The organism is Acidovorax sp. 59 (assembly GCF_002754175.1).
GTDB lineage: Bacteria > Pseudomonadota > Gammaproteobacteria > Burkholderiales > Burkholderiaceae_C > Acidovorax > Acidovorax delafieldii.
The window spans coordinates 3,437,299-3,461,666 of sequence record NZ_PEET01000001.1; the positions used below are offsets into that span (position 1 = coordinate 3,437,299).

Consider the following 24,368-nt stretch of genomic DNA (forward strand, 5'->3'; position numbering starts at 1 on the left):
ACATGGTGTTCAGCCAATCACGCGGGTTGCGGTAGCGTCCAGCTTGGGAGGATTCTCAAACGTGTGGAAAGGCGCAGGGGATGGGACTTCCCACTCCAGGCCTTCGGCGCCATCCCATGGCTTGGCCGTGGCCTTTGCACCCTTGCCACGCATGGCAGGGATGATGACTGCCACAAAGAAATACACCTGCGCCAGACCGAAACCAAACGCACCCACCGACGCGATGGCGTTGAAGTCGGCGAACTGCATGGGGTAGTCGGCATAGCGACGTGGCATACCTGCCAGGCCCAGGAAGTGCATCGGGAAGAAGGTGATATTGAAGAAGATCAGCGACGACCAGAAGTGAATCTGACCACGCGTTTCGGAATACATCACCCCCGTCCACTTGGGCAGCCAGTAGTACACGCCTGCAAACATGGAGAACAGCGAACCGGCCACCAACACGTAGTGGAAGTGGGCCACCACGTAGTAGGTGTCTTGCAGCTGAATATCGATGGGGGCCATGGCCAGGATCAGGCCGGTAAAACCACCCATGGTGAACACGAAGATGAAACCCACGGCAAACAGCATGGGGGTTTCAAACGTCATGGAGCCGCGCCACATGGTGGCAATCCAGTTGAAGATCTTCACGGCCGTAGGCACGGAGATCAGCATGGTGGCATACATGAAGAACAACTGGCCGGTCACGGGCATGCCGGTCGTGAACATGTGGTGGGCCCACACGATGAACGACAGGATCGCGATGGACGAGGTGGCGTACACCATGGAGGCATAGCCAAACAGCTTCTTGCGGCTGAACGCGGGCACGATCTGGCTGATGATGCCGAAGGCCGGCAAGATCATGATGTACACCTCGGGGTGACCGAAGAACCAGAAGATGTGCTGGTACATCACCGGGTCACCGCCACCGGCGGGGTTGAAGAAGCTGGTACCGAAGTGGCGGTCCGTCAGCGTCATGGTGATCGCGCCAGCCAGCACAGGCATCACGGCGATGAGCAGGTAGGCAGTGATCAGCCAGGTCCAGGCGAACATCGGCATCTTCATCAAAGTCATGCCGGGAGCGCGCATGTTGAGGATGGTCACGATGATGTTGATCGAGCCCATGATGGACGAGGCACCCAGGATGTGCATCGCGAAGATGCCCGCATCCATGGAAGGGCCCATCTGCAGCGTCAGCGGTGCATACAGCGTCCAGCCTGCAGCGGGAGCACCGCCAGGCATGAAGAACGAACTGACCAGCATGAGTGCCGCAGGAATCATCAGCCAGAAGCTGAAGTTGTTCATGCGTGCAAAGGCCATGTCGGATGCGCCAATTTGCAGAGGGATCATCCAGTTCGCAAAACCCACGAAGGCCGGCATGATCGCGCCGAACACCATGATCAGGCCGTGCATGGTAGTGAGCTGGTTGAACAGCTCGGGGTTCACCAGTTGCAGGCCGGGCTGGAACAGCTCGGCGCGGATCAGCAGGGCCAGGATGCCGCCGACCATCAGCATGGTGAAGGAGAACAGCAGGTACAGCGTACCGATGTCTTTGTGGTTGGTGGCAAACACCCAGCGGCGCCAGCCGGTGGGGCCATGGTGGTCGTGGCCGTCGTGTGCGTGGTCGCCAGCGTGCCCGTGGTTGTCGAGTACTGCGCTCATGGTGAATTCCTCAATACGATGGGGCGATGATTACTTGCCACGCTGGGCCACAACTTCAGCTGGCTGCACCAGCTGGCCGGTCTTGTTGGACCAGTTGTTCTTGGTATAGGTGACCACGGCGGCGATGTCGGTGTCGCTCAGCTGTGCCCATGCAGGCATGGCGCCGTTGTTCTGCCCCTTGAGCAGCACCTGGATCTGCTTTGCATGATCGGCATCCAGCACCACGGCAGCGCCATCGAGTGGCTTGATGGGGCCAGCGCCCTTGCCATTGGCCTGGTGGCAGGCGGCACAGTTGGCCGCATACACCTTCTCGCCGCGCTTGAGGATGTCGTCCAGCGCCCACACCTTCGTGGGGTCGTCCAGCTTGGCTGCGGCCTTCTTCTTTTGTTCGGCCACCCAGGCGGTGTAGTCCTCGGCGGACACCACCTTCACGTGGATGGGCATGTAGGCGTGTTCTTTGCCGCACAGCTCGGCGCACTGGCCGTAGTAGTCGCCAATCTTCTCGGCGCGGAACCAGGTGTCACGCACGAAACCAGGGATCGCGTCCTGCTTGATACCGAAGGCAGGCACCATGAAGGCGTGAATCACGTCGTTGGCCGTAGTGATGATGCGGATCTTCTTATTGACCGGCACCACCATGGGGTTGTCCACCTTGAGCAGGTAGTTGGCGGGAGCGTCCTTGACATTGCCGCTGTCGGACATCACGCGGTGGCTGCTGTCCAGCGTGGAGATGAACGCCAGGCCTTCGCCTTCGCCCGTGATGTAGTCATAGCCCCACTTCCACTGGTAGCCCGTGGTCTTGATGGTGAGGTCGGCGTTGGTGGTGTCTTTTTGGGCCACCAGCACCTTGGTGGCGGGCAAGGCCATCAGGATCACGATGATGAACGGAACAATGGTCCACACCACTTCAACCGTCACCGACTCGTGGAAGTTGGCAGCCTTCGCGCCTTTGGAGCGGCGATGCTTCCAGATCGAGTAGAACATCACGGAGAACACTGCAACAAAGATCACCGTGCAGATGATCAGCATCATCCAGTGCAGAAAGTGCTGCTCTTCTGCGATCTTGGTGACGGGCGGCGCCAGGTTCAGCTGGTTGACTGCAGGGCCGCCAGGCAGGTCCTGAACGGCATGGGCTGCGGAGCCCACCCATGCACCGGCAATCAGCAGCAGAGAAGCCAGCTTGTTGGAAATGCTCTTCATAGTTCTCACTTACTTCTAAGCCTCAATTTAACCAATCCCTTTCGCGCGCCTGCGTGGGGTCAGGCAGCGCGCAAGGCCATGCGGATCTCCGATGCCAAGGCCGGTCGGAGCTCTGGGCGCACATAGCGCCCCACCTCCACCGAACGGCCCTGCGCAGACAGCGTGATCAGCGAATGGTCTCCCGTCTTGGGCTCTACGCGAACCCGGCTCCGGTCAAACTCCGCGCGCTCCAGCCTGCCTGCTGTCTCCAGCTCCACCACAAGGCGCGAGCCCTGCAATGAAATCCTCTCGCCATCCGCCGCATGGCGACCGTACATGGCGAATGCAATCCCTACTGCCACAATTTCGAGCCAGGCGAAGGGCATCACTAGGTGGGCGCCGAGCATCCAGAAGAATGTCGCGATCCCCAGGGACACCACACACAGCGACAGGTACATCCAGCCCAATTGCGTCGGCGTGACCGAACAATTGCGAACCAGACGCCAGTCAATGCGCTGACCCGACACCGTGGCAAAACGAAAAACCAAGCCCGTCACCGTGAGTGCTCACAAGACTGCCGGCTGCAGCACACGTTGCGCCTTGGGCACAACAGGCACAGCCTGCCAAATTGCGCGGGAAGATGCCCGAAATCTCAATAACCAAGAATTGTAGCGTGCCTTGTTCCAAGTCATTGACACGCCGTTACAGGTTAGTTCTCAGTGCCGCCCTTGCGCAACATGGCGCGCATGTCCTGCAGCGACACCGCACTGCTGGAACTGACGCGCACCCGAGGTGCAGGCTTGAAGGCATGGCCATAGATGATTTCAAAAGTCAGTGCCAACTGACCATCCTGGCCCGAATCGGCCAGACGCTCAGACAGCACTTCGTAGAGCTTGTCGCGCCAGCGCCGTCCGCGCAATGAGGGAAAGCGATCAGGGTGCAAATTGACACCCAGCTCGCGCAGCTCCTGAACCAGCCGCTCGGGAGTGGCAAATGTGAGCGTGATGCGCTCCATGTCCATCACCGGCTCTGCAAAACCCGCGTGCACCAGCATGTCGCCCCAGTCGTGCATGTCGGTAAAGGCATGGCCCGCAGGCGGCCAGCCCAAGGCGGCGTACACGCCATGCAGTTCGCGCAGCGTGTCCGGTCCGAGACACGAGAACATCAGATAACCGTCCACCGCCAGGGCGCGGTGCCAGCGGCCAATCAGGTCTTGCGGGTCGGCCGCCATGTGCAGCGCCATGTTGGACCACAACATCTGCACACTGGCATCGGCCGGAGGCCCCATTTGCAGGGCCCCAGCACCCCAGCGGGCGGGGTTCCACCAGGGCTTGGCCAATGCCTGCCTCGCAACGGGTTCGCAATGCGCGCTGGTTTCGTACACCTGGCAGCGCGCCTGCGGGTAGCGAGCACTCACCAGGGCATGCGCCTGCAGACCGCCACGCACTGGGTCCCAGTGGCACCAGGACTCTGGGGCCTGGCGAATCCACTGCAGTCGGTCCTCCATGCGGCGTGCCACTTCTTCGTGCAGCCAGGGGGACGCAGCCGGGGCTGCGGCATGCCAGCGGGCGGCGGCAACAGGATCAATGGTGGGGGGACGCTCGGAGGACATGGGCGGTGCAGAAGGACGCGCGAGTATATTGATTCATGCTCTTTTTGGGTTTGCCAGGGATTTCACGCCGCCTCCACGCCTGGGTGGACAAAGTGCCCAGCCAGTGCGCCGTGTGCCACGCATGGCCATCGCAGCGTGTCTGCAACGCCTGCGTGATGCGGTTCGCCCAGCCGGCCACGCGTTGCCGGCGATGTGCACTTCGGGTGCCCGCAGGGGTTGACGTTTGTGGCGCCTGCCTGCAGAACCCGCCCAGCTTCGACGCCTGCATTGCCGCCGTGGACTACGCCTACCCCTGGGCCGACGCCCTGGCGCAGTTCAAGTTTCGCGGCGATCCGGGGTGGACCAGGGCGTTGGCCACCCTCATGCGCAGCACACCCTGGATGGAGCCGGCGCTGGACGCGGCCGACCGGGTACTGGCGGTTCCCCTGTCCACCGAGCGCCTGCGCGAGCGGGGCTTCAACCAGGCGGCCCTGCTGGCGAGGCAGCTGGCTGGTGCCAAGGCAGACTGCCACACGCTGTTGCGCCTGCACGCCACCGAGGCACAAAGCGGCCTGCCCCGGGCGCAGCGGCTGCGCAACCTGCGTGGCGCCTTCGCCGTTGAACCCGCCCACGCAGCCAGCCTGCGCGGCCAGCGGGTGGTACTGATCGACGACGTGATGACCACGGGCGCCACCCTGCATGCTGCTACGTTGGCACTGCGCGAGGCGGGTGTCGCGCACGTCACAGCCGCTGTGCTGGCGCGCACGGAGCTGAACTGAAAAGCGCCAGACAGGTAGCGAACAGGAACCGAGGAGGTAGTGCACACCTATCAAAGGGATACTTTTGATTACGAGCGGTTGCTCAACTCACAGGTCCAACGATGACAATGGCGGTCATGTTCCATATCGTCCTCGTCGAACCCGAGATTCCGCCCAACACCGGCAATGTGATTCGCCTGGCGGCCAACACCGGGTGCTCGCTGCACTTGATCGAGCCCCTGGGGTTTTCGATGGAAGACCGCCAGATGCGTCGTGCAGGGCTGGACTACCACGAATACGCCAGCGTGCAGGTCCATGCAGGCTGGACGGCCTTTCTGCGAGACACCCAGCCGGACCCGACCCGCATGTTTGCGATGACCACGCATGGCTCACAACCCGTGCACTCCACGTGCTTCCTGCCCGGCGACTGGATGGTGTTTGGCGCTGAAACGCGGGGACTCCCCCCCGAGTTGCGCGAGAGCTTCCCGCCGGCGCAGCGCCTGCGCCTGCCCATGGTGCCGGGTCAGCGCAGCCTCAATTTGTCCAACGCGGTGGCGGTGACCGTGTTCGAGGCCTGGCGCCAGAACAGCTTTGCCATGCCCGACGGGCAGGTCATGGTCGAGCCCGAGGGCACGATCATCAGCGGGTTCGCGCAACTCAACTGAGCTGGCCGGACTTTTCCGCCATGGCGCGGGGCACATGTTCGGTCAGGAAGTCCAGAAACACCCGCGTGCGCGCGGGCAGCATGCGGCCCGAGGGCAGCGCCGCATAGATCGTGTAACGCGAAAAGATCCAGCCGGGCAGGATGTGGACCAGTTCGCCGCGGGCCAGGTGCTCCTCGGCCAGCAGGCGCGACGTGACAGCCACGCCCGCCCCGTCCACAGCAGCACGCATCAGCAGCTCGGTGCTGACGGACTGCAACACCGCCGGTGCGTCCACTTCTTCATCCGGCACGTCTGCCCGCAGCGACTGCAGGCGCAGCTTGCGGCCGGGCCCTGACTGCAGGCGCACGGGCGCGCTCGAATCGCGCAGGTAGTCGTGGTGAATCAGGTCTTGTGGCTCACGGGGAATGCCCCGGCGCTCCAGGTAGTCGGGGGACGCCACCACGATCGCCTCCCCCTGCACCAGGGGGCGCGCGACGATGTTGGCGTCAAAGTCCTCGCCCGCCACCATGATGGTCACATCGAACTCATCCACTCGGCTGGAGGCATAGGCGTCCATGCTGATGTCCAGCATGAGCTTGGGGTAGTAGGCATGCCACACCGCCACCATGGGTGCCAGAAAGTTGGTGGCGAGCACTGGTGCCGCCACGATGCGGATGGTGCCGCGCAGATCACGCGTGCTGGCAGCGGCAGCGGCCTCGGCATCATCGATCTCGTGCAGGATGGCGCGCACCCGCTGCAGGTACGACTCTCCCGCGTCGGTCAGCGCCAGCTTGCGGGTGGTGCGTTGCAGCAGGCGCGTGCCCAGGTGCTGCTCCAGCTCGGCCACCATGCGGGTGACCACGGGGGGTGACATGTCCATGGCGCGGGCAGCGGCGGCAAAGCCGCCCTCTTCCACCACGCGCTCGAAAATTTTCATGGCTTGCAGGCGGTCCATGGTTCAGACCTCCTGCCCGATGGCGAACCGGCTCAGGCCGGAGCGCCGAAGTTGCGCGCGAGGGATTCGGCCACGCACACCGGCTTGTCGCTGCCCTCGCGCTCCACGGTCACCAGCCAAGTCATCTGCATGCCATCGGGCGCCACGGGCTCGGCAGCCTGCAGCGTGAGGCGCGCGCGCAAGCGGCTGCCCACCGGCACCGGCGCCGTAAAGCGGACCTTGTTCAGCCCGTAGTTGACGCCCATGCGCGCACCCTCGATGGTCAGGCCCGTCTCGAAGAACTGCGGAATTAGCGACAGCGTGAGAAACCCGTGCGCAATGGGCGCGCCAAACGGCCCGGCCTTGGCACGCTCGGGGTCCACATGGATCCACTGGTGGTCGCCCGTGGCCTGGGCAAACAGGTTGACCTGTTCCTGCGTGATGGTGATCCAGTCGGTCACGGCGACCTCCTGGCCCACGCAGGCGCTGACTTCGGAATATGAGCGGAAGATTTTCATCGTTGCAATGTAGCCCTGCGCTCCGGCGCGCCTTGTCTGCCGGGTGACAGGTGTTTTCCCGGGGGATTGGATGTACGTCGTGCTTCACGCTGTCCTTCAAGAATTGAGCCACGTGCAGATCCCTTGCCACTGCTCCAGGTCGCGTGCCACGCGGCCAGGGGCCACGTCAAACAGCGTGAGGCCGTGTGCTGCCAGGTGGATGTAGTTCTGCGTGTCACGCAGATAGCCCAGCACCGGAAACCCCAGGCTGTCCACAAAATGATGCAGTTGCTCGGCCGCCTTGGTGCGCGCATCCACCCGCATGCCGACGATGCCCACGGGCACCCCGGCGGCGTGGCGGTGCTCGGCCAGCTGGTCCAGAAAGGCCCGCGTGGCAAAGATGTCGAACACGCTGGGCTGCAGCGGCACGATGACCTTGTCAGCCAGCTTGAGCACATCGTTCAGGCGCCAGCCGTGCAGGCCGGCGGGGGTATCCAGCACCGCATGCGTAGTGCCCTTGGGCGGGCGGCTGATGACGTCCGAGCTGGTGTCCCAGCTGCCGATGGGGCGCGCAGCGGGCGGGCGCAGGCCCAGCCACAGCCGGGCGGACTCCTGCCGGTCGGTGTCGCCCAGAATCACGGGATGCCCCTGGCTGGCAAAGTAGCCCGCGATGTTGGTGGACAGCGTGGACTTGCCCACTCCGCCCTTCGGGTTGGCGACAACAACTACTGGCATGACAAGCTCCTTGGAATCTGCAGGTCCATGAAAATACAAGCCAAATCAGCCTCAAGCGCAATATTCATATGCGCTAGCAGCTATCAAATCAGAAGCACCCTCTGACACCCCAGCGATGCCACAGCCGCCTCAGGCGTGCTGGCCGCCGCGCTTGACGAAGAACAGCCCCGCCCCCACCGCCATCAGCAAACCGCCAAACACGCGGTTCTGCGCCCGCACGGCCCGCGCACTGCGCATGAGGCGGCGCAGCGCGCTCGCCCCCGCAGCGTAGCCGTGCATGACCACCACGTCCACCGTCACCGTGGTGGCGGCCATCACCAGCAGTTGTGTCCACAGCGGGCGCGTGTCGGTCATGAACTGGGGCAGCACGGCCACCATGAAGATGATGCCCTTGGGGTTGGTGGCGTTGGTCAGAAAGCCGGTCAGGCAGCGTTTTTGCCAGGTGCCCGCCGACTCGGTCTCATCACCTTGTACCGGCGATTTATCACCAGCACGCCACTGGCAGAAGCCCACATAGATCAGATAGCAGGCGCCCAGCACCTTGACGATGCTGAACGCCACCTCGGACGCCAGCAGCAGCGAGCCCACGCCCGCCCCGGCAATCAGCAAAATCAGCAACAGCCCCAGCTGCAGGCCCAGGATGGTGGCGCCCGTTTTGCGCACACCGAACGACAGACCATGGCTCATCGACAACACAGCCCCCGAGCCCGGCGACACCGCAATCAGGCAAGACGCCGCAAAAAAAGCCAGCCAAGTCTGCAAATCCATGGGTCACCGTGCCTGTGTGCGAAGAAGGGCCCGCATCTTAGCAACGCGGGGCTCCATGCACCATGATCTGCATAAAAACAGGCTCAGGCGCTAGATAATCATGCCTTAATAGCTATCAAATAAATAGCACCATAGATCCAACCCACGGCACCCAACCCAACGCCTTGCAGCGGTGCCAGAATCTGCCACACCCGCCCCACTCATCGGGGGCGCGGTGTTCTGCCTCCCCACGACGACCCCCAAGCGCACGCCCATCCATGGAACACGCCCCCACCTGGCTCACCTACGGTTTCCTGTACCTCACCGCCGCCGTGCTGGCCGTGCCCATTGCCAAGGCGATGGGCCTCGGCGCCATCATTGGCTACCTGGCAGCGGGCATCGCCATCGGGCCCTGGGGCCTGGGGCTGGTGAGCAACGTGCAGGACATCCTGCACTTTGCCGAGTTTGGCGTGGTGCTCATGCTGTTCCTGGTCGGGCTGGAGCTGCAACCCAGCCGCCTGTGGGCGCTGCGCCGCCCCATTTTTGGCACAGGCACCGCCCAGGTGCTGGGCTGCGCGGCAGTGCTGTTCGCGCTGGGTGCGCTGGCCGGCCTGCCCTGGCGCGTGAGCCTGGTGGGCGCGCTGGGCCTGGCGCTGTCGTCTACCGCCATTGCGCTGCAATCGCTGGCCGAGCGCAACCTGATGCGCACACAAAGCGGCCAGGCCGGCTTCTCGATCCTGCTGTTCCAGGACGTGGCTGCCATCCCCATCCTGGCCTTGCTGCCCGTGCTGGGCGCGGCCGCCGGTGAAGGCGCAGGCCACACCCCGGGCGAGATGGTGCTGGAGGTGCTGAAGATCGTCGGCGTGATCGCCGCCATCATCCTCGGCGGGCGCCTGCTGCTGCGCCCCGTGCTGCGCTGGATCGCCAAGAGCAACACCCCCGAGATCTTCACTGCCGCCGCGCTACTGCTGGTGGTGGGCATTGCGTACCTGATGGTGCTGGTGGGCCTGTCGATGGCGCTGGGCGCCTTCCTCGCCGGCGTGCTGCTGGCCGACAGCGAATACCGCCGCGAGCTGGAGGCCGACATCGAGCCCTTCAAAGGCCTGCTGCTCGGGCTGTTCTTCATCGCCGTGGGCATGAGCATCGACTTCGGCGTGATCCTGCGCTCGCCCGGGCTCATGGCCGCCATCCTGGTCGGCTTTCTGGCGGCCAAGGCCGTGGTCATCTATGCCCTGGCCAAGGTGGTCGAGATTCCCTACCAGGAGCGCCCGGTATTCACCCTGCTGCTGGCCCAGGGCGGCGAGTTTGCGTTTGTGGTGTTCCAGGCCGCTGCGGGTGCCAGCGTGTTCCCGGCCGAGACCGCCTCGCTGCTCATCGGCGCCGTGGCACTGTCGATGCTGATCAGCCCGCTGCTGCTGGTGGTGATGGACCGTGTGCTGCTGCGCCGCTATGCCCAGCTCAAGACCGCCAAGCCCCAGGCCGAGGAAATCTCCGAGCCCCAAGAGGCGCCCATCATCATCGCGGGCTTCGGCCGCTACGGGCAGATCGTCTCGCGCGTGCTGCTGGCCCAGGGCATCCCCACCACCGTGCTGGACCACAGCGTGGACATGCTGGAGGTGGCGCGCACCTTCGGCTACCGCGTGTTCTATGGCGACGCCACGCGGCTCGACCTGCTGCGCATCGCCGGAGCCGAACACGCGCGCATCCTGGTGGTGGCCGTGGACGATGCCGAGCAGTCCCTGCAGATCGCCAAGCTGGCGCGCGAACACTTCCCGCACCTGCAGGTCGTGGCCCGCGCTCGCGATGTGACGCACTGGAACAAGCTGCGCGACCTGGGCGTGACGCTGGTGCAGCGCGAGCTGTTCGAGTCCAGCCTGCAAAGCGCCCACACCGTGCTGGAGCTGATGGGCCTGCCACCCGCGCAAGCCACCGCCATCACCCAGCGTTTTCGCACCCACAACATCGCCCTGGCCGACCGCATGTACCCGCACCACAAGGACCGCGCCAAGTTCATCGCCGTGGCGCGCGAAGGCCGCAACCAGTTTGCGGAGCAGATGGCGCGGGAGCGGCAGGAGAGTGCGGCGTTGAATGCGGCGGGAGGGGCGTACCCAGGGTATGGCGGGGCGGAGGGGGCCGAGGATGGGGAGGGGGCTACCTCTATCCAAAAAATGGATTAAAAATAGCTTCCTCCTCTCGACCATCATGACTTTTTGCTATACATTTAATAGCAAAAACCTCGCGCGGTGCGGAGGGCTCCACCTAGATGTCAAGCACCGCAAAATTTGCTTCTGCGGCATGTCGCAACTTCCGCTATGGGCCTAAAGCTGCCGTTCGCTCTTGCTCAAATCAGACACTCTTCATCCTTCAACTGCAGGACGACGCAGCAGTTGAACGAATATGGCCCAAGCCAACCCGGTCGAGGCGAAACCGAACAGGACCCCGGCTGCGTTGTAGCCTGCACCCAAGGCCATGACGGCGAACAAGGACATGAACGCCAGCTTCAGCCAGGGAAGCGTGATGAGCGTTCTCCTGAAGCCAAAGGCGGCCAGCAACGCAGACCCAAACATAGGCCCGTATGCAATAGCTCCGTAAGCCAATTCACTGGGAGTCCATAACTGCGCCGGAGCAGACACGAAACTCAGATAGAGAAAAAACGCACCCACTAGCGTGCACACTGCAGCGAATAGCTCTTTCATCCAATCCTCCAAATGGCACGCTCAAGCAACCTGGAAGTACGGAGTTCAGTGCCCGCTCCTGGCCGAATTCTGCCGGACGATTTACGCACGAAAAAGCGCAAGCCAGCTCGTAAGAATCCCTCTTCGGCTTTGGTTCGAAAACCACAGTCTCCGCCAGTTCTTGGCCAGGCGCAGCTACAACAGCGAAATGTGCGCAAAGGCCAGTACAGCAACATTTCTATTGCTGCCCCCTCCCCCAACCCGATTCACAAGAACGCATCCGCCCCCTAGACTGCGTTTTTACTGAACCTTGCCGCATCCATGGGCAGGACTGAGAAATTGGGTGTGGGCCTGCGGCCTGAAGTGACCAGCCATGTCGAGGAGAGAAAGATGTTGTCGTCCGCCCTCTACGCATCGTTCTTTTTCACGGTGGCCCTGCTGGTCACCACCGCCTATTTCTTGATGGGCGGTCTGCCGCTTCTTACGCTAAAACATGACACCCCACTGGACGCGCGGTTCGTTCGGGGGTTTTTCAACGTGTACTACCGTGCTGCGTTCTGGGCGTCGCTGGGGGCATTTGTCAGTTATGCGCTTTGGGGCAGGTACCCCTTTGCCATCGGCGTGGCGGTCAATGCCTGCATCGTCTCGCTACTGCGCAAGCACTTGTTGCAAGCCATGCAGCAGCTCGGTGCACAGATCGAGGCAAGTAGCGACGGAGCGATTCACCACTTTCGCCGCGTGCATTCGGCGGCGCTCTTCGTCAACCTGGTTCAGCTGGTGGCGATCGTTTGGGGGCTGTTGTGGTTGTCCCAGCAGCTCAAGTAGACCTCCCGGTGGGGTGCCACGCCGGGCCTGTGCCCTGCGTGTGGCCTTTCTTTCACCTCGCCAGTCCCGCTCCCTGCGGTGCGATGGGGGTCAAATCTTCAGGGCGGCACACCTCTTCGCTGTGCGCCAACCGAATCCACAGGCCGGTGCGTTTGATGATGACGTAGTCCACGCTCACCGTTCTGCCTTTGTAGAGAAATTGCGTGCCGGGTTTGTACAGAATCATTCTTGTGATGTAGCGCGCTGGGATGGCTGGGTGATGACGGCATCGCCCGTACCGCAATGGTGCCGACAGATGGACACTGGGGCTTCGCGGCTCGGCAAAAGGCCTACGGCGCAGTCGCTTTTTCACCCCCGTGTTGATGCCTTAGGGCGGGCAAAAAAAAGCCCGCATGCTGCGGGCTTAACACTTGCGCGATGCAAGCGGGAGGGATGTCGAGGGGATCGACAGACCAATGTTAGGACGGTGACCAATGTGGGCATGTAGGACAGGACCGATTCCTCCAAGCTCCGTCGATCAGCAGCAGAAAGGGATCGTGGGTTAAGCGCCCGGGCAGCCCAACGTTCACGTTCCGTAAATCCTTGCGCAGCCCCGCCCCGTGGCCTTGGCCAGGTACATCGCGGAATCGGCCTTGCGCAGGAGTTCTTCGGCCTCGGTGCCGTCACCGGGCGACAGGACAATACCGATGGACGCGCCGATTTGCAGCGCATGCGCTTCGATCTCGGTGGGCCAGCCCAGGGCTTGAACCAGGCGGTCGGCCAGGCGGTACGCACTGTCACCGTCCGATACGCCCCGCTGCAGCAACGCGAACTCATCGCCGCCCAGGCGCGCCACCACATCGTCCTCGCGCGCGGCCTGCGTCAGTTGCCGGGCCACCCACACCAGCAACTGGTCACCTACGGCGTGCCCGTGGCGGTCATTGACGGGTTTGAACCCATCCAGATCCACGTACAAGACAGCGAAGCCACGGCCCGACCGGTGCACGTCGGTGGCTGCGGCCTGCAATGCTTGCAAAAAGGCGGTGCGATTGAGCAAGCCCGTCAGGCCGTCGTGCTCTGCCACATGGCGGATCTGCTGCTCGGCCTGCTTGCGCTGGGTGACATCGGTGAAGGTGCGCAGCGCGCCGCCGCCTTTGATGGGCACGGTCTGGACCTCCAGGATGCGGCCATCGGGCCGGGGACGGTCATACACCTGGGGCTGATCGACCCCGCCATTGCTGTGTCGCAGCAGGTCCTGCACTTCCTGCGATGCGCCCTGGAATTCGCCACGAGCCCGCAGGTAGGCCAGCACATTCACCAGCGTGGGCTTGGATGCCATCAGCTCGGCCGGCAGGTCCAGCAGTTCCATGGCCCGGCGGTTGCACAGCTCGACCACCCCCGTGGCGCTGATCTTGGCCACGCCCTGGTCCATGTGCTCCAGCGTGGCTTCGAGCAGGATGGATTTCTCCCGCAATTGCGCCTCGCTGTCGCGGGCGCTGCGTTCGGCCTGCGCCAGCAAGCGCTGCTGGCGCTTGAGCTCGGTGATGTCCACATGGGCGTAGAACACCGTGCCGTCGCTGCCCTGCTTGGCGATGACGCGGCTCCAGCGGCTGCGCGGCAAGGGCACTTCAAACGGCGCCCCCGCAAAACGCATGTGCTCCTGCAAGGTCGAAAGACCGTCGTAAAACGGTGCCATGTCGCCCTCACCCCCGACGGACCATGCGTGGCGGTACACCTCGTCAAACGCCAGACCCATTGCGGCAGCGCGGTCTGGCAGGTGGTACATCTGCATGAAGGGCTGATTGACCCACTGGATGCGCTGGTCTTCAGCGCAGATCATCAGCCCATCGGGAATGCGGTCAAACAGTTCGGTGCTTTCGATCACCGGACTGCGCAGGTAGCCGGGTTCGTGGATGTCGGCGCTGGATTGCGCGGCCATGTCAATGGATGCGCTCTGAGCCGGTAGCGCCTCGGCACGCCACACACGCACCCGCCCCCCGCCATCAATGGGCAACGACGACACATGGACGCGCAGCCCCCGGTGCTCAAAGCTGTAAGGCCGGGTCTGTGCGCGGTGCCGCTCAACACCGGCCGTGATGTAGCGTTCGATGTTGGGCAGCTCCTGGGCATCCAGCCGCTGGGTGTAGAAGCGGCGCAGGTTGGCCTCGTAAGGCTCGCCTACGTACACATGCCCCGCGTGCTCTGGAAAGAACTTGAAGAAGGTACTGTTCCAGGCCAGCGTGCGGTCGCTGTCGTCAAACGCACACAGCGCAACATCCAGACCATCCAGGGTGTCGCCCAGGGCACGGATGAGGCGAAGGCGGGAATCGTCAGGCATGGTCAGAAGGTTCGGTACGGTGACGTCGACACAGGCCCGCGCATCACGCAGCCCCAGATGGCAAGGGCCCGCCGCTGCCAACACACAACGCACAACGCACAACGCACAACGGGGGACGCTCCATTGTGCGGAACCGGGCTTACGGCAACCCGTCGAGGAGTGGTGGCCCAGCGATCAGTTAGCGAGCATGTTGCCATCTCACAACACATCTTGATACAAGTCAAGAACCCGCTCCAGCGGAGACGGATGCAGGCAACAGCCCGTTACGGCTGGAAACCGGCCCATATTGCTACGAAAACCCCATGGCACCTGCATTCCGCTATGGTGGGCGTTTTGAACTCAGGAGCCCGCTGCCATGATGAAGACCCGCCCCACTTTTGCCGTCGCCTGCTGCCTGGTCCTGGGAGCGGCCGTCGCCGGTTGCGCGGGTTATGGGCAGACACCCGCGCTATCGGCGGGCTCGGCCGCCGCAGGGTCTGGATCATCCCCCGCCAGCCTGTGCAACGCCCAGCCCGCGCAGTTTGTCGTGGGGCAAAACAGCACCGCATCGGTTGTTGAATCTGCCCGTCAGCGCTCGGGCGCGCAGACGGCGCGCATCCTGCGTCCCGGGCAGATCATCACCAAGGAATACGACACCCAGCGGCTGAACCTGGAGGTGGACGGCACCGGCCGCATCCTCGCCGCTAAGTGCGGTTGAGATGATGTTGCGCTGCCGATGAGGGGTGACTGAAACCCGCGCGGTCAGTCCGCCAGAAACAGCTCCTGCAGATCGCTCAGGAAGTCAAAGCCCCGCTCGGTAGGCCGTACACGCGCCATGTGGCGCTCGATCAGGCCCTTGCGCTCGGCGGCCTCCAGGCCCTTGACGATGGTGGTCAACGGCAGGCCTGTGCGGGCCATGAAGTCCTGCAGCGCAAAGCCTTCGCGCAGGCGCAGGGCGTTGAGCATGTACTCAAACGGCAGATCGGTGCGGCGCACCTCGTCGTCCTGCGCTACGGCATGGCCTGCCAGGGCGTTGTCCATGTAGCGCGCGGGGTCCCGAAAGCGCACCTGCCGCACCACGCGGTGCGCAAAGCTCAGCTTGCTGTGCGCGCCCGCGCCGATGCCCAGATAGTCGCCAAACTGCCAGTAGTTGGTGTTGTGAAAACACTGGTGGCCCGGCTGCGCATACGCAGAAATCTCGTACCGCGCCATGCCCGCCTGTCCCGTCATCTCCGTGATGCGGTCAAGCATGGCGTAGGCCTGGTCGTCCTCGGGGATGGCCGGGGGGAACTTGGCGAAGTAGGTGTTGGGCTCGATGGTGAGGTGGTAGATGGAGATGTGAGGCGGCTTGAAGGCCAGCGCCGTTCGCAGATCCTGCTCCAGCTCTGGCAACGTCTGGCCCGGCAGGGCGTACATGATGTCGAGGTTGAAGGTGTCGAAGGACGCAGCGGCCTCCTCCACCGCCGCCATCGCCTGGGAACGGTCGTGCACGCGGCCCAGGGCCTTCAGGTGCTGGTCGTTAAAGCTCTGCACCCCCACCGACAGGCGCGTGACACCCGCCGCGCGGAAGGCGCGAAAACGGTCTTTCTCGAACGTACCGGGGTTGGCCTCCATCGTGATCTCGCAATCTGGCTCCAGCCGCAGACGGGCGCGGATGTCGCCGATCAGCCGGTCGATGGCTGCCGGCGAAAACAGGCTGGGCGTGCCCCCGCCAATGAAGATGCTGTGCACGGACCGCCCCCAGACCAGGGGCAGCGCGGCCTCGAGGTCGGCCATCAGGGCATAGATGTAGCGCTGCTCGGGCACCTCGCCGCCGGTGGCATCCGCACGAAATTCGTGCGAGTTGAAGTCGCAGTACGGGCATTTCTTGAGGCACCAGGGCAGGTGCACGTACAGTGACAGGGGCGGCAGGCTGGGTAGCTGCAGCAGGCCCGGGCGCATGTAGTGCTGGATGTCGCGCACCACGGCAGGTTCGGCCTCGGCCTGTGGCGTGATCGGAATATGAACCACGGTCAGCGCCCTTCTACAACCAGCGTTCGCGCATCAGCGCCAGCATCTGTGCGGCCGATCGGCCCCGGTGGCTGTGGGCATTTTTCACCTCCACAGGCAGCTCGGCAAAGGTCTTGCCGAACTCGGGGATGAACATCACGGGGTCGAAGCCAAAGCCGTTGCTGCCCCGGGGTTCGGTGGTGATCTCGCCCACCACGCGGCCCACGGCGATCAGCGGCTCCGGGTCCTGCGGGCTGCGCACGGCGACCAGGGTGCTGACCATGGCAGCGCGGCGGTTGGTCACGCCTTGCAGTTGCTCCAGCAGCGCGCGCACGTTGTTGTCGTCGCTTTTCTCGTAGCCGAACTGGGTGCAGTAATACGCGGTGTCCACGCCCGGCAGGCCGCCAAAAGCGTCCACACACATGCCGGCATCGTCGGCCAATGCGGGCAGGCCCGTGTGTTCGGATGCAAACCGTGCCTTGGCCAGGGCGTTTTCGACAAAGGTGCGGAACGGCTCCTCGGCCTCACCCACACCCAGGTCGGCCTGCCGCACCAGCTCCACGCCCAGGGGCGCAAACATGGCCTGCAACTCGGCCAGTTTGCCGCGGTTATTGGATGCCAGAACAATTTTCATGGTCAAAATGGCCGCAAGCGCTAGTGAAATATGCGCAAGCAGCTATCAATTAAGGAGTATTTTGCAGGGCTTCCTGCTGCAGCTGCACCAGATGGGCGATGCCCTGTTCGGCCAGCCCCAGCAGTTGGTCCATCTCGGCGCGGGTAAAGGCCACGCCCTCAGCTGTGCCCTGCACCTCCACATAGTGGCCCGCGCCCGTCATCACGACGTTCATGTCGGTGTCGCAATCCACGTCCTCCACATATTCCAGGTCCAGCAGCGGCGTGCCCTGCACGATGCCCACCGAAATGGCCGCCACGGGCTGCAGCAGCGGCGACTGGGCGATCTTGCCGCTGGCCAGCAGCTGGTTGACCGCATCCTGGGCCGCGACCCAAGCGCCGGTGATGGCAGCCGTGCGCGTGCCACCATCGGCCTGGATCACGTCGCAGTCGAGCTGGATGGTGCGCTCGCCCAGCAGCTTCAGGTCAAACACGGCGCGCAGGCTGCGGCCGATGAGGCGCTGGATCTCCTGCGTGCGGCCAGTCTGCTTGCCCCGTGCGGCCTCGCGGTCGCTGCGGGTGTGGGTGGCGCGCGGCAGCATGCCGTACTCCGCCGTGACCCAGCCCTCGCCGCTACCGCGCTTGTGCGGGGGCACACGCTCTTCCACCGAGGCGGTGCAGAGCACCTTGGTGTTGCCAAACTCAATCAGCACCGAGCCTTCGGCGTGCATGGTGTAGTGGCGCGTGATGCGCACAGGGCGCAGTTGGTTGGCGGCGCGGTTGCCGGAGCGGATGAAGGTGGTCATGTGATTCTCTATATCAAGCGAGTCGCCCACCTGCGTCATGAGGCGGGCGATGAAAGGCGAAAAAACCTGATTCCATGCATTCGCATGGAGGGAGCCTGAATGCAACCCACAGCGCCGATGGCAGTTCAGGCCTTGCGGGCAGCAGAGCGACGGATGGCTTCGTTGATTTCAGCGATCGACCGCTCGATGGCCGCATCGTCCAGGTCATCCACCAGCCCATCGAGCGGGCCCGCCTGGATGGTGGACGCAAACACGTCGTCGCTGATGCTGTCCGTGGACACCCCCTGGGTGGACTCGAACGCATCTGGCGTCTCCCACTCCAGAGCCACCACGGTCACGTTGTCACTGCTGTCCCCGGCTTTGCGAAGGGCATCTTCCACCAGCTCGGGCACAGCGTGCGACACGGTGTTGCGGCCCAGCTGCTTGGCGATGTCTTCGTCGCTGAGCGTGCCCCACAGGCCGTCTGAGCACAACAGAATGCGGTCGCCCTGCTCCAGGTACACAGGGCCGGTGATGTCGTAAATGGGCTTGGTGGGGGAACCCAGGCAGGTGAACAGCACGTTGCGGTTGATCTTGTCCAGACCAGGGGGCGGCGTGTTGCGCAGCTCCATGTACGAGTGGTCCCGCGTACGGGTCAGCAGATCGCCATCGCGCACCATGTACAGGCGCGAGTCTCCGCAATGTATCCAGGTGGCGGTACCGGCCTGCAACACCGCCGCGACCAAGGTGGTGCGCGGTGTGTCGAGCATGCCTTTCTCTGTGGCGTAGCGCAGGATCTGATGGTGTGCCGCGAGCAACGCGCCGGACAGGAACTCCTGCACATCCTTGAGCTGGGGTTTGGCCTGGCGCTGGAACAGCGCCGAGATGGTCTGCAGCGCGATCTGCGCGGCCACTTCACCTTCAGGGTGGCCACCCATGCCGTCGGCCAATACAAACAGGCCCGATTCGCGCGTGTAGCAGTAGCCCATGCGGTCTTCGTTCTTCTCGCGGCCGCCACGGCGGCTGATCTGGAATACCGAGAACTTCATAAGGACTCACGCAAACAAGGATGCACCCGGGCGCCATCCGTGGACATGTACCTCGCCCGAACCCGCATTGCGTGCGTCTGGTTCATTTGGGCTTGGCTCCGATACCGGTGGCTTCACCCACCTTCTGCACATTTTTCTTGGTGTCAGACACCAGGGTGTCCAATTGCAGCCGCATCTTCTCGGCCACCGTGAGCTTGGTGTAGCGGCGCTCACCCTCGCGGCTGAGCTCTTTTTGCAAGGCAAACACCGACTGGGGGCGGGACAGCGGGTCAAGCGCCATGCACCACTCCACCACCTCGATCAGGTTGTCGGAATACACGCCACGCAACTTGGTCAGGGCGAGCGACAGGCGGTCCTTGTCCACGCGCTGCGGCGCCTCGTTGGGCGGAAAGCCCTGCATGCAGGCGTAAATGCAGGCGCCGATGGCGTAGATGTCGGTCCACGGCCCCATCTGCGAATCGCGCCGGTACATCTCGGGCGCAGCAAAGCCGGGGGTGTACATGGGGCGGATGAAATTGCCTTCCTTGCTCAGCACTTCGCGCGCCGCGCCGAAGTCGATCATCACGGCCTTGTTGTCGTCGGTGATGAAAATGTTGGCGGGCTTGATGTCCAGGTGCAGCATCTTGTGCTGGTGCACGATGCGCAGGCCGCGCAGCACCTCGTCGAACAACGAGCGGATGGTGGACTCGCGGAACACCTTCTGTGTCTTGAGGTCGCGGGCGGTGATGATGAAGTCCTGCAGGGTCGCGCCCTCCAGGTAGTTCATCACCATGTAAACGGTTTCGTTCTCGCGGAAGAAATTGAGCACGCTCACCACGGAGGCGTGCGAGATCTGGGCCAGCGAACGGCCCTCTTCAAAAAAGCTCTTGAGCCCCAGGCGGTACAGCGAGAGCTTTTCGGGCGGCACCTTCGGAAGCAACTCACCAGGAGCGCGAGTCGCCAGGGACGAAGGAAGGTACTCCTTGATGGCCACCTGCTGGCCTTCGGCGTCGAGGGCCAGATATACCACACCAAAACCACCGGAGGACAACCGGCGCACCACACGGTAACCGCCAATTGCGGTATCGGGCGGCAAGGGGGCCGGTTTGATTTTTGACATATTTTGCGAAGATGATTCGGGGGTAAGGCGGAACCCGGATAATCGCCGGATCGCAAGCAACCATCAAAAAGTCCAATGCCAGTTTACAGCATGACCGGATACGCCAGCGCACAGCATGGCGCATCTGCCACTGGCGCTGAAACCGACGCCCGCGCCCCCCAGACGCGCCGGCTGGGACTGGAAATCCGATCCGTCAACAGCCGCTTTCTGGACCTGTCGTTTCGCCTGCCTGACGAGCTGCGCGCCATGGAGCCCACGCTGCGCAGCTTGCTCACAGCGCGCCTGAAACGCGGCAAGGTCGAAGTGCGAGCCGCCCTCGACACCGACGACAGCAACAGCCTGCAAGACCCGCCTGCACGACTGCTGCAGCGGCTCAACTCTTTGCAGGACTCCGTCAGGGCCTGGCTGCCCAGCGCAGCCCCCCTCACCGTGGCCGACGCCTTGCGCCTGTGTGCCAATGCACATTCGGGCACCGAGGACTGGAGCGAAGCCGTTCCGGCCCTCGCCGAAGAAGCATTGACCGCCCTGCTGGCCGCCCGCGAACGTGAGGGCAAGCGCCTCGCAACCATGCTGCTGGATCGCGTCAAGCAGCTGCGGGCCTTGGCCGAACAGGCGGTCCCCATGGTTCCGCTGCTGGTGGAGCAGCAACGCCTGCGCTTCATGGAGCGCTGGAAAGAGGCGATGGCCCTCGCCGACGGTTCTACCCTCCCCGAGGCTGCCCGTGACCGCGCATTGACCGAGGCCACGGCGTTTGCCATCCGCATCGACGTGGCAGAAGAGATCACGCGGCTGGATTCGCATCTGGATGAAATCGAGCGCCTGCTGAAAAAAGGCGGCGAAGTGGGCAAGCGCCTGGACTTCCTGATCCAGGAACTCCACCGCGAAGCCAACACGCTGGGCTCCAAATCTGCCGCGCTCGACCTCACCCGCATCAGCGTGGACATGAAGGTGCTGATCGAGCAGATGCGCGAGCAAGTGCAAAATATCGAATGACACTCATTTTTTGATAGCGCCTTGCGCACATCAACCATGGACTATCCAGGAAATCTCATCGTCGTGGCAGCACCCAGTGGTGCTGGCAAGTCCAGCTTGGTCAAGGCCTTGCTGGAGTTGGACTCGCATGTCCACCCCTCCATCTCGCACACCACCCGTGCGCCCCGCGGCCAGGAAAAGCATGGCCGCGAATACTTCTTCGCGTCGGAGTCCGAGTTCGATGCCATGGTGCAAGGCAACGCGTTTGTCGAATGGGCCCATGTGCACGGCAACCGCTACGGCACCTCCAAGAAAGCCATCGAAGAGCGCATTGCCCAGGGCTCAGATGTGATTCTGGAAATCGACTTCCAGGGCGCACTGCAGATCAAGCAGGCATTTGCCAATGCGGTGCTGGTTTTCATCCTCCCGCCCAGCTGGGAAGAACTGCGATCGCGCCTGGAGCGGCGGGGCGAAGACTCTGCGGATGTCATCGAGGTACGCCTCAAAAATGCTGCCATCGAGATGGCCCAGGTCAGCAAATTCGACTTCGTTATAATTAATGAGTTGTTTGAGCGCGCGCTTTTCGACCTGAAAGCCGTAGTTCACGCCCAGCGACTCAAGTACGCCGCTCAGCGCCGCGCCCGTGCTGACACCTTCCAGTCGCTCAATATCACCTGAATCCCCGGAGTAAACGATGGCACGCATCACCGTAGAAGACTGTCTGGAAAAGATCCCCAACCGCTTCCAGCTCGTACTGGCCGCCACGTACCGTGCCCGCATGCTCAGCCAAGGCCACGCTCCACGCATCGAAAGCCGCAATAAGCCCGCCGTGACTGCCCTGCGTGAAATCGCCGAAGGCAAAGTGGGTCTGGAGATGCTCAAGAAGGTTCCCGGTTGAACGTTCTGCTGGGCAATGCCCACCCAAAAGCACCGCGCCAGCGGTGCTTTTTTTTGCCCGAAAGCCCTCTGGCGCAGTCCCGCGCTACATTTAAGGCATGAACGCGGTGCTCAATTCACCTTCTGCAACGCAGCCCCGCCCGGGTGACCCATCTCCGGCAGGCAATCTATCGGCAGCCGCTGCGGCCGCCAATGCGGCTGCGGCCAGCTTCGCAGCACTGACCGATAGCCTGGACTACCTGGACGCCGTCAGCATCGAGCAGGTGCGCCAGGCGTACCGTTTTGCCGACGAAGCCCACCTGGGGCAGCTGCGCAACAGCGGTGAGCCCTACATCACCCATCCTATTGCAGTGGCCGCGCAGTGCGCGGCGTGGAAGCTCGATGCCCAGGCGCTGATGGCCGCGTTGCTGCACGACGCCATGGAAGACTGCGGCGTGACCAAGGCCGACCTGATCGACCGGTTTGGCGCCCCTGTGGCCGAACTGGTGGATGGCCTTACCAAACTGGACAAACTGCAGTTCAACACTCGCGAAGAAAATCAAGCCGAGTCGTTTCGCAAAATGCTGCTGGCCATGGCGCGTGATGTACGCGTCATCCTCATCAAGCTGGCCGACCGCACGCACAACATGCGCACGCTGTCGGACATGCCGCGCAGCAAATGGGGCCGCATCTCGTCCGAGACGCTGGAAATTTATGCCCCCATTGCCCACCGCCTGGGCCTGAATCAGACCTATCGTGAACTGCAGGACCTGGCCTTCCGACACCTGCACCCCTGGCGCTATGCGACCTTGGCCAAGGCCGTCAACAAATCCCGCAACCGCCGACGCGATCTGGTTCAGAAGGTGCAGGCCGAAGTGGATGCCGCCTTCTCCAAGATCGGCATGAAGGTGCGCCTGGCAGGCCGCGAGAAAACGCTGTATGCCATCTATCAAAAGATGGACCTCAAGCACCTGAGCTTTGCCCAGGTGACGGACATCTATGGCTTTCGAGTCATCGTGCCGACTGTGACCGATTGCTACACCGCCTTGGGTGTACTGCACCAGATGTACAAGCCGGTACCTGGAAAGTTCAAGGACCATATTGCCATTGCCAAACTCAACGGCTATCAGTCTCTGCACACCACCCTGGTGGGGCCCTCGGGCGTGAACATCGAGTTCCAGATGCGCACCGATGAGATGCACGTGATTGCCGAAGCCGGCGTGGCAGCACACTGGCTGTACAAGGCCCAGGACGGGGAAGGCACGGCAGCCGAGCGCCTTGGAACCAAGTGGCTGCAGTCCTTGCTGGACATACAGAACGAAACGCGGGATGCGGCGGAGTTCTGGGATCACGTCAAGGTGGACCTATTTCCCGATGCGGTCTACGTCTTCACACCCAAAAGTCAGATCATGGCGTTGCCGCGCGGCGCCACGGTGGTGGACTTTGCCTATGCCATTCACAGCAATGTGGGTGACCGGACGACCGCCGCCAAGATCAATAACGAGCAGGTTCCGCTGCGCACCGAACTCAAGAACGGGGATGTGGTTGAGATCATCACCGACCCCGTTTCCACACCCAACCCAGCGTGGCTTGGTTTTGTGCGCACGGGCCGGGCACGGTCCAAGATCCGCCATTACCTCAAAACCTTGGCCCAAACCGAGTCCGAAGGGCTGGGTGAAAAACTGTTGACCCAAGCCATCCGAGCGGAAGGCCTCGAACAACTGCCCCCCGTCAGCGCTGAGACCCAACCGCTGTGGGACAAGCTGCTGCGCTTCACCGGCAATCGCACGCGCAGCGAGCTGATGACCGATCTGGGCCTGGGCAAACGCATTGCCAGCATCGTCGCCAAACGGTTGATGGTGCTGATGTCGGAGCATGGCCACCGTCCGGATGCTCTGCTCATGACTCGTGAGCGCTACACATCTCACGAAACCCTGTCGCAAGGGGCCGTCACGCTGGATGGCAGCGAGAATGCCTCTGTGCAATATGCCACCTGCTGCCGCCCCGTGCCGGGCGACAGCATCGTCGGTTATCTGGGCCGCGGTGAGGGACTGGTCGTGCACAACGCACATTGCAGTGTCGCCAAACGTCTGCAGCATAAAGACAGCGAACGCTTCATTGCCGTGGACTGGTCGGACGAGCCCACCCGAATGTTCGAAACGGGCGTGGTCGTTACCGTGAACAACGGCAAGGGGGTGCTGGCACGCGTGGCAGCGGAGCTTGCCAATTCAGAGGCCGACATCACCCACGTGGACATGGACGATGAGGCAGCCTTGGACACCACGGATCTGCGATTCATCGTGGCGGTTCGCGATCAGGCCCATCTCGAGCTGGCATTGCGCAACCTGCGCCGCACACAGGCTGTGCTGCGTGCAGCCAGGATTACTCCACAACCCTGACACCTCAGCACGGCACCAAGCCCTGAGGTCGATACGACAGGCGCGCAGCTCGGCGTCTGTGTGCG

At 63.1% G+C, this 24,368-nt stretch carries 25 protein-coding genes; 9 read left to right on the forward strand and 16 right to left on the reverse strand.

What is annotated here, in order from left to right; all coding sequences use genetic code 11:
* Positions 1 to 9: 9 nt before the first annotated feature.
* The 4 genes from ctaD to CLU87_RS15620 form a co-directional block, all read right to left on the reverse strand.
* The gene (gene ctaD, locus CLU87_RS15605; protein ID WP_099731038.1) at positions 10 to 1,641 is read right to left on the reverse strand and encodes a cytochrome c oxidase subunit I; all 1,632 of its coding nucleotides are present in this window, start codon (positions 1,639 to 1,641) and stop codon (positions 10 to 12) included.
* A 30-nt stretch (positions 1,642 to 1,671) separates the two neighbouring features.
* Positions 1,672 to 2,841 (reverse strand): cytochrome c oxidase subunit II, encoded by a 1,170-nt coding sequence (gene coxB / locus CLU87_RS15610; protein WP_056746812.1) that lies wholly within the window; start codon positions 2,839 to 2,841, stop codon positions 1,672 to 1,674.
* A 59-nt stretch (positions 2,842 to 2,900) separates the two neighbouring features.
* Positions 2,901 to 3,377 carry a DUF2244 domain-containing protein gene (locus CLU87_RS15615; protein WP_056066007.1) on the reverse strand — a complete coding sequence of 159 codons (477 nt, stop codon included), beginning with the start codon at positions 3,375 to 3,377 and terminating at the stop codon, positions 2,901 to 2,903.
* Positions 3,378 to 3,529: 152 nt separating this feature from the next.
* Complete coding sequence (locus CLU87_RS15620; protein WP_099731039.1) at positions 3,530 to 4,432, reverse strand: methyltransferase domain-containing protein; 903 nt, start codon at positions 4,430 to 4,432, stop codon at positions 3,530 to 3,532.
* 35 nt (positions 4,433 to 4,467) lie between these two features.
* Here CLU87_RS15620 and CLU87_RS15625 point away from each other — a divergent pair, with 35 nt between their 5' ends.
* Together CLU87_RS15625 and CLU87_RS15630 are read left to right on the forward strand one after the other, a co-directional pair.
* On the forward strand, positions 4,468 to 5,190 hold the full coding sequence (locus CLU87_RS15625; protein WP_099731040.1) for a ComF family protein: 723 nt from the start codon (positions 4,468 to 4,470) through the stop codon (positions 5,188 to 5,190).
* A gap of 116 nt (positions 5,191 to 5,306) precedes the next feature.
* A complete protein-coding gene (locus CLU87_RS15630; protein WP_056066014.1) occupies positions 5,307 to 5,834 on the forward strand; it encodes a tRNA (cytidine(34)-2'-O)-methyltransferase in 528 nt (175 codons plus the stop codon).
* Here CLU87_RS15630 and CLU87_RS15635 read toward each other — a convergent pair.
* From CLU87_RS15635 to CLU87_RS15650, 4 genes are all read right to left on the reverse strand, one after another.
* Positions 5,827 to 6,768, reverse strand: a complete 942-nt coding sequence (locus CLU87_RS15635; protein ID WP_056746814.1) for a LysR family transcriptional regulator — start codon at positions 6,766 to 6,768, stop codon at positions 5,827 to 5,829. The two genes, CLU87_RS15630 and CLU87_RS15635, sit on opposite strands and share 8 nt — an antisense overlap.
* A 32-nt stretch (positions 6,769 to 6,800) precedes the next feature.
* A complete protein-coding gene (locus tag CLU87_RS15640; protein WP_056066019.1) occupies positions 6,801 to 7,265 on the reverse strand; it encodes a MaoC family dehydratase in 465 nt (154 codons plus the stop codon).
* Between the two features lie 96 nt (positions 7,266 to 7,361).
* Positions 7,362 to 7,979, reverse strand: coding sequence for a ParA family protein (locus CLU87_RS15645; protein WP_056066024.1), 618 nt, complete (start codon positions 7,977 to 7,979; stop codon positions 7,362 to 7,364).
* Positions 7,980 to 8,108: 129 nt separating this feature from the next.
* Positions 8,109 to 8,747 carry a LysE family translocator gene (locus CLU87_RS15650; protein ID WP_056066027.1) on the reverse strand — a complete coding sequence of 213 codons (639 nt, stop codon included), beginning with the start codon at positions 8,745 to 8,747 and terminating at the stop codon, positions 8,109 to 8,111.
* A 257-nt stretch (positions 8,748 to 9,004) separates the two neighbouring features.
* Between CLU87_RS15650 and kefC the strand changes: the two genes are divergently transcribed.
* Positions 9,005 to 10,903 carry a glutathione-regulated potassium-efflux system protein KefC gene (kefC, locus tag CLU87_RS15655; protein WP_099731041.1) on the forward strand — a complete coding sequence of 633 codons (1,899 nt, stop codon included), beginning with the start codon at positions 9,005 to 9,007 and terminating at the stop codon, positions 10,901 to 10,903.
* Between the two features lie 180 nt (positions 10,904 to 11,083).
* Here the strand turns inward: kefC and CLU87_RS15660 are convergent, their stop codons facing one another.
* The gene (locus CLU87_RS15660; RefSeq protein ID WP_143227283.1) at positions 11,084 to 11,422 is read right to left on the reverse strand and encodes a hypothetical protein; all 339 of its coding nucleotides are present in this window, start codon (positions 11,420 to 11,422) and stop codon (positions 11,084 to 11,086) included.
* A gap of 300 nt (positions 11,423 to 11,722) precedes the next feature.
* On the opposite strand from CLU87_RS15660, the gene CLU87_RS15665 reads away from it, so the two are divergent.
* Entirely contained in the window at positions 11,723 to 12,226 is a 504-nt protein-coding gene (locus tag CLU87_RS15665; RefSeq protein WP_233193800.1) for a hypothetical protein, read from the forward strand.
* Positions 12,227 to 12,278: 52 nt separating this feature from the next.
* On the opposite strand, the gene CLU87_RS23355 is transcribed toward CLU87_RS15665, so the two are convergent.
* Positions 12,279 to 12,452: a hypothetical protein gene (locus CLU87_RS23355; RefSeq protein ID WP_165836546.1), complete on the reverse strand. Its 174-nt coding sequence runs from the start codon at positions 12,450 to 12,452 to the stop codon at positions 12,279 to 12,281.
* 339 nt (positions 12,453 to 12,791) lie between these two features.
* A complete protein-coding gene (locus tag CLU87_RS15670) occupies positions 12,792 to 14,543 on the reverse strand; it encodes a GGDEF domain-containing protein (RefSeq protein WP_099731043.1) in 1,752 nt (583 codons plus the stop codon).
* Positions 14,544 to 14,898: 355 nt separating this feature from the next.
* On the opposite strand from CLU87_RS15670, the gene CLU87_RS15675 reads away from it, so the two are divergent.
* Complete coding sequence (locus CLU87_RS15675; RefSeq protein WP_099731044.1) at positions 14,899 to 15,240, forward strand: I78 family peptidase inhibitor; 342 nt, start codon at positions 14,899 to 14,901, stop codon at positions 15,238 to 15,240.
* Between the two features lie 44 nt (positions 15,241 to 15,284).
* Here the strand turns inward: CLU87_RS15675 and hemW are convergent, their stop codons facing one another.
* From hemW to CLU87_RS15700, 5 genes are all read right to left on the reverse strand, one after another.
* Positions 15,285 to 16,532 (reverse strand): radical SAM family heme chaperone HemW, encoded by a 1,248-nt coding sequence (gene hemW / locus CLU87_RS15680; RefSeq protein WP_099731045.1) that lies wholly within the window; start codon positions 16,530 to 16,532, stop codon positions 15,285 to 15,287.
* A 13-nt stretch (positions 16,533 to 16,545) separates the two neighbouring features.
* Positions 16,546 to 17,145, reverse strand: coding sequence for an RdgB/HAM1 family non-canonical purine NTP pyrophosphatase (gene rdgB, locus CLU87_RS15685; RefSeq protein ID WP_056641312.1), 600 nt, complete (start codon positions 17,143 to 17,145; stop codon positions 16,546 to 16,548).
* A gap of 49 nt (positions 17,146 to 17,194) precedes the next feature.
* A complete protein-coding gene (rph, locus tag CLU87_RS15690; protein WP_099732206.1) occupies positions 17,195 to 17,929 on the reverse strand; it encodes a ribonuclease PH in 735 nt (244 codons plus the stop codon).
* A 125-nt stretch (positions 17,930 to 18,054) separates the two neighbouring features.
* Positions 18,055 to 18,957 (reverse strand): PP2C family serine/threonine-protein phosphatase, encoded by a 903-nt coding sequence (locus CLU87_RS15695; protein ID WP_056747320.1) that lies wholly within the window; start codon positions 18,955 to 18,957, stop codon positions 18,055 to 18,057.
* An 82-nt stretch (positions 18,958 to 19,039) separates the two neighbouring features.
* Positions 19,040 to 20,056, reverse strand: a complete 1,017-nt coding sequence (locus CLU87_RS15700; protein WP_015012787.1) for a serine/threonine-protein kinase — start codon at positions 20,054 to 20,056, stop codon at positions 19,040 to 19,042.
* A 90-nt stretch (positions 20,057 to 20,146) separates the two neighbouring features.
* Here CLU87_RS15700 and CLU87_RS15705 point away from each other — a divergent pair, with 90 nt between their 5' ends.
* From CLU87_RS15705 to CLU87_RS15720, 4 genes are all read left to right on the forward strand, one after another.
* Positions 20,147 to 21,049: a YicC/YloC family endoribonuclease gene (locus CLU87_RS15705; protein ID WP_099731046.1), complete on the forward strand. Its 903-nt coding sequence runs from the start codon at positions 20,147 to 20,149 to the stop codon at positions 21,047 to 21,049.
* A gap of 36 nt (positions 21,050 to 21,085) precedes the next feature.
* On the forward strand, positions 21,086 to 21,706 hold the full coding sequence (gene gmk, locus CLU87_RS15710; protein ID WP_056060545.1) for a guanylate kinase: 621 nt from the start codon (positions 21,086 to 21,088) through the stop codon (positions 21,704 to 21,706).
* A gap of 16 nt (positions 21,707 to 21,722) precedes the next feature.
* Positions 21,723 to 21,926 (forward strand): DNA-directed RNA polymerase subunit omega, encoded by a 204-nt coding sequence (rpoZ, locus tag CLU87_RS15715; protein ID WP_005794722.1) that lies wholly within the window; start codon positions 21,723 to 21,725, stop codon positions 21,924 to 21,926.
* 97 nt (positions 21,927 to 22,023) lie between these two features.
* The gene (locus CLU87_RS15720) at positions 22,024 to 24,303 is read left to right on the forward strand and encodes a bifunctional (p)ppGpp synthetase/guanosine-3',5'-bis(diphosphate) 3'-pyrophosphohydrolase (RefSeq protein ID WP_056060542.1); all 2,280 of its coding nucleotides are present in this window, start codon (positions 22,024 to 22,026) and stop codon (positions 24,301 to 24,303) included.
* Positions 24,304 to 24,368 lie beyond the last annotated feature (65 nt).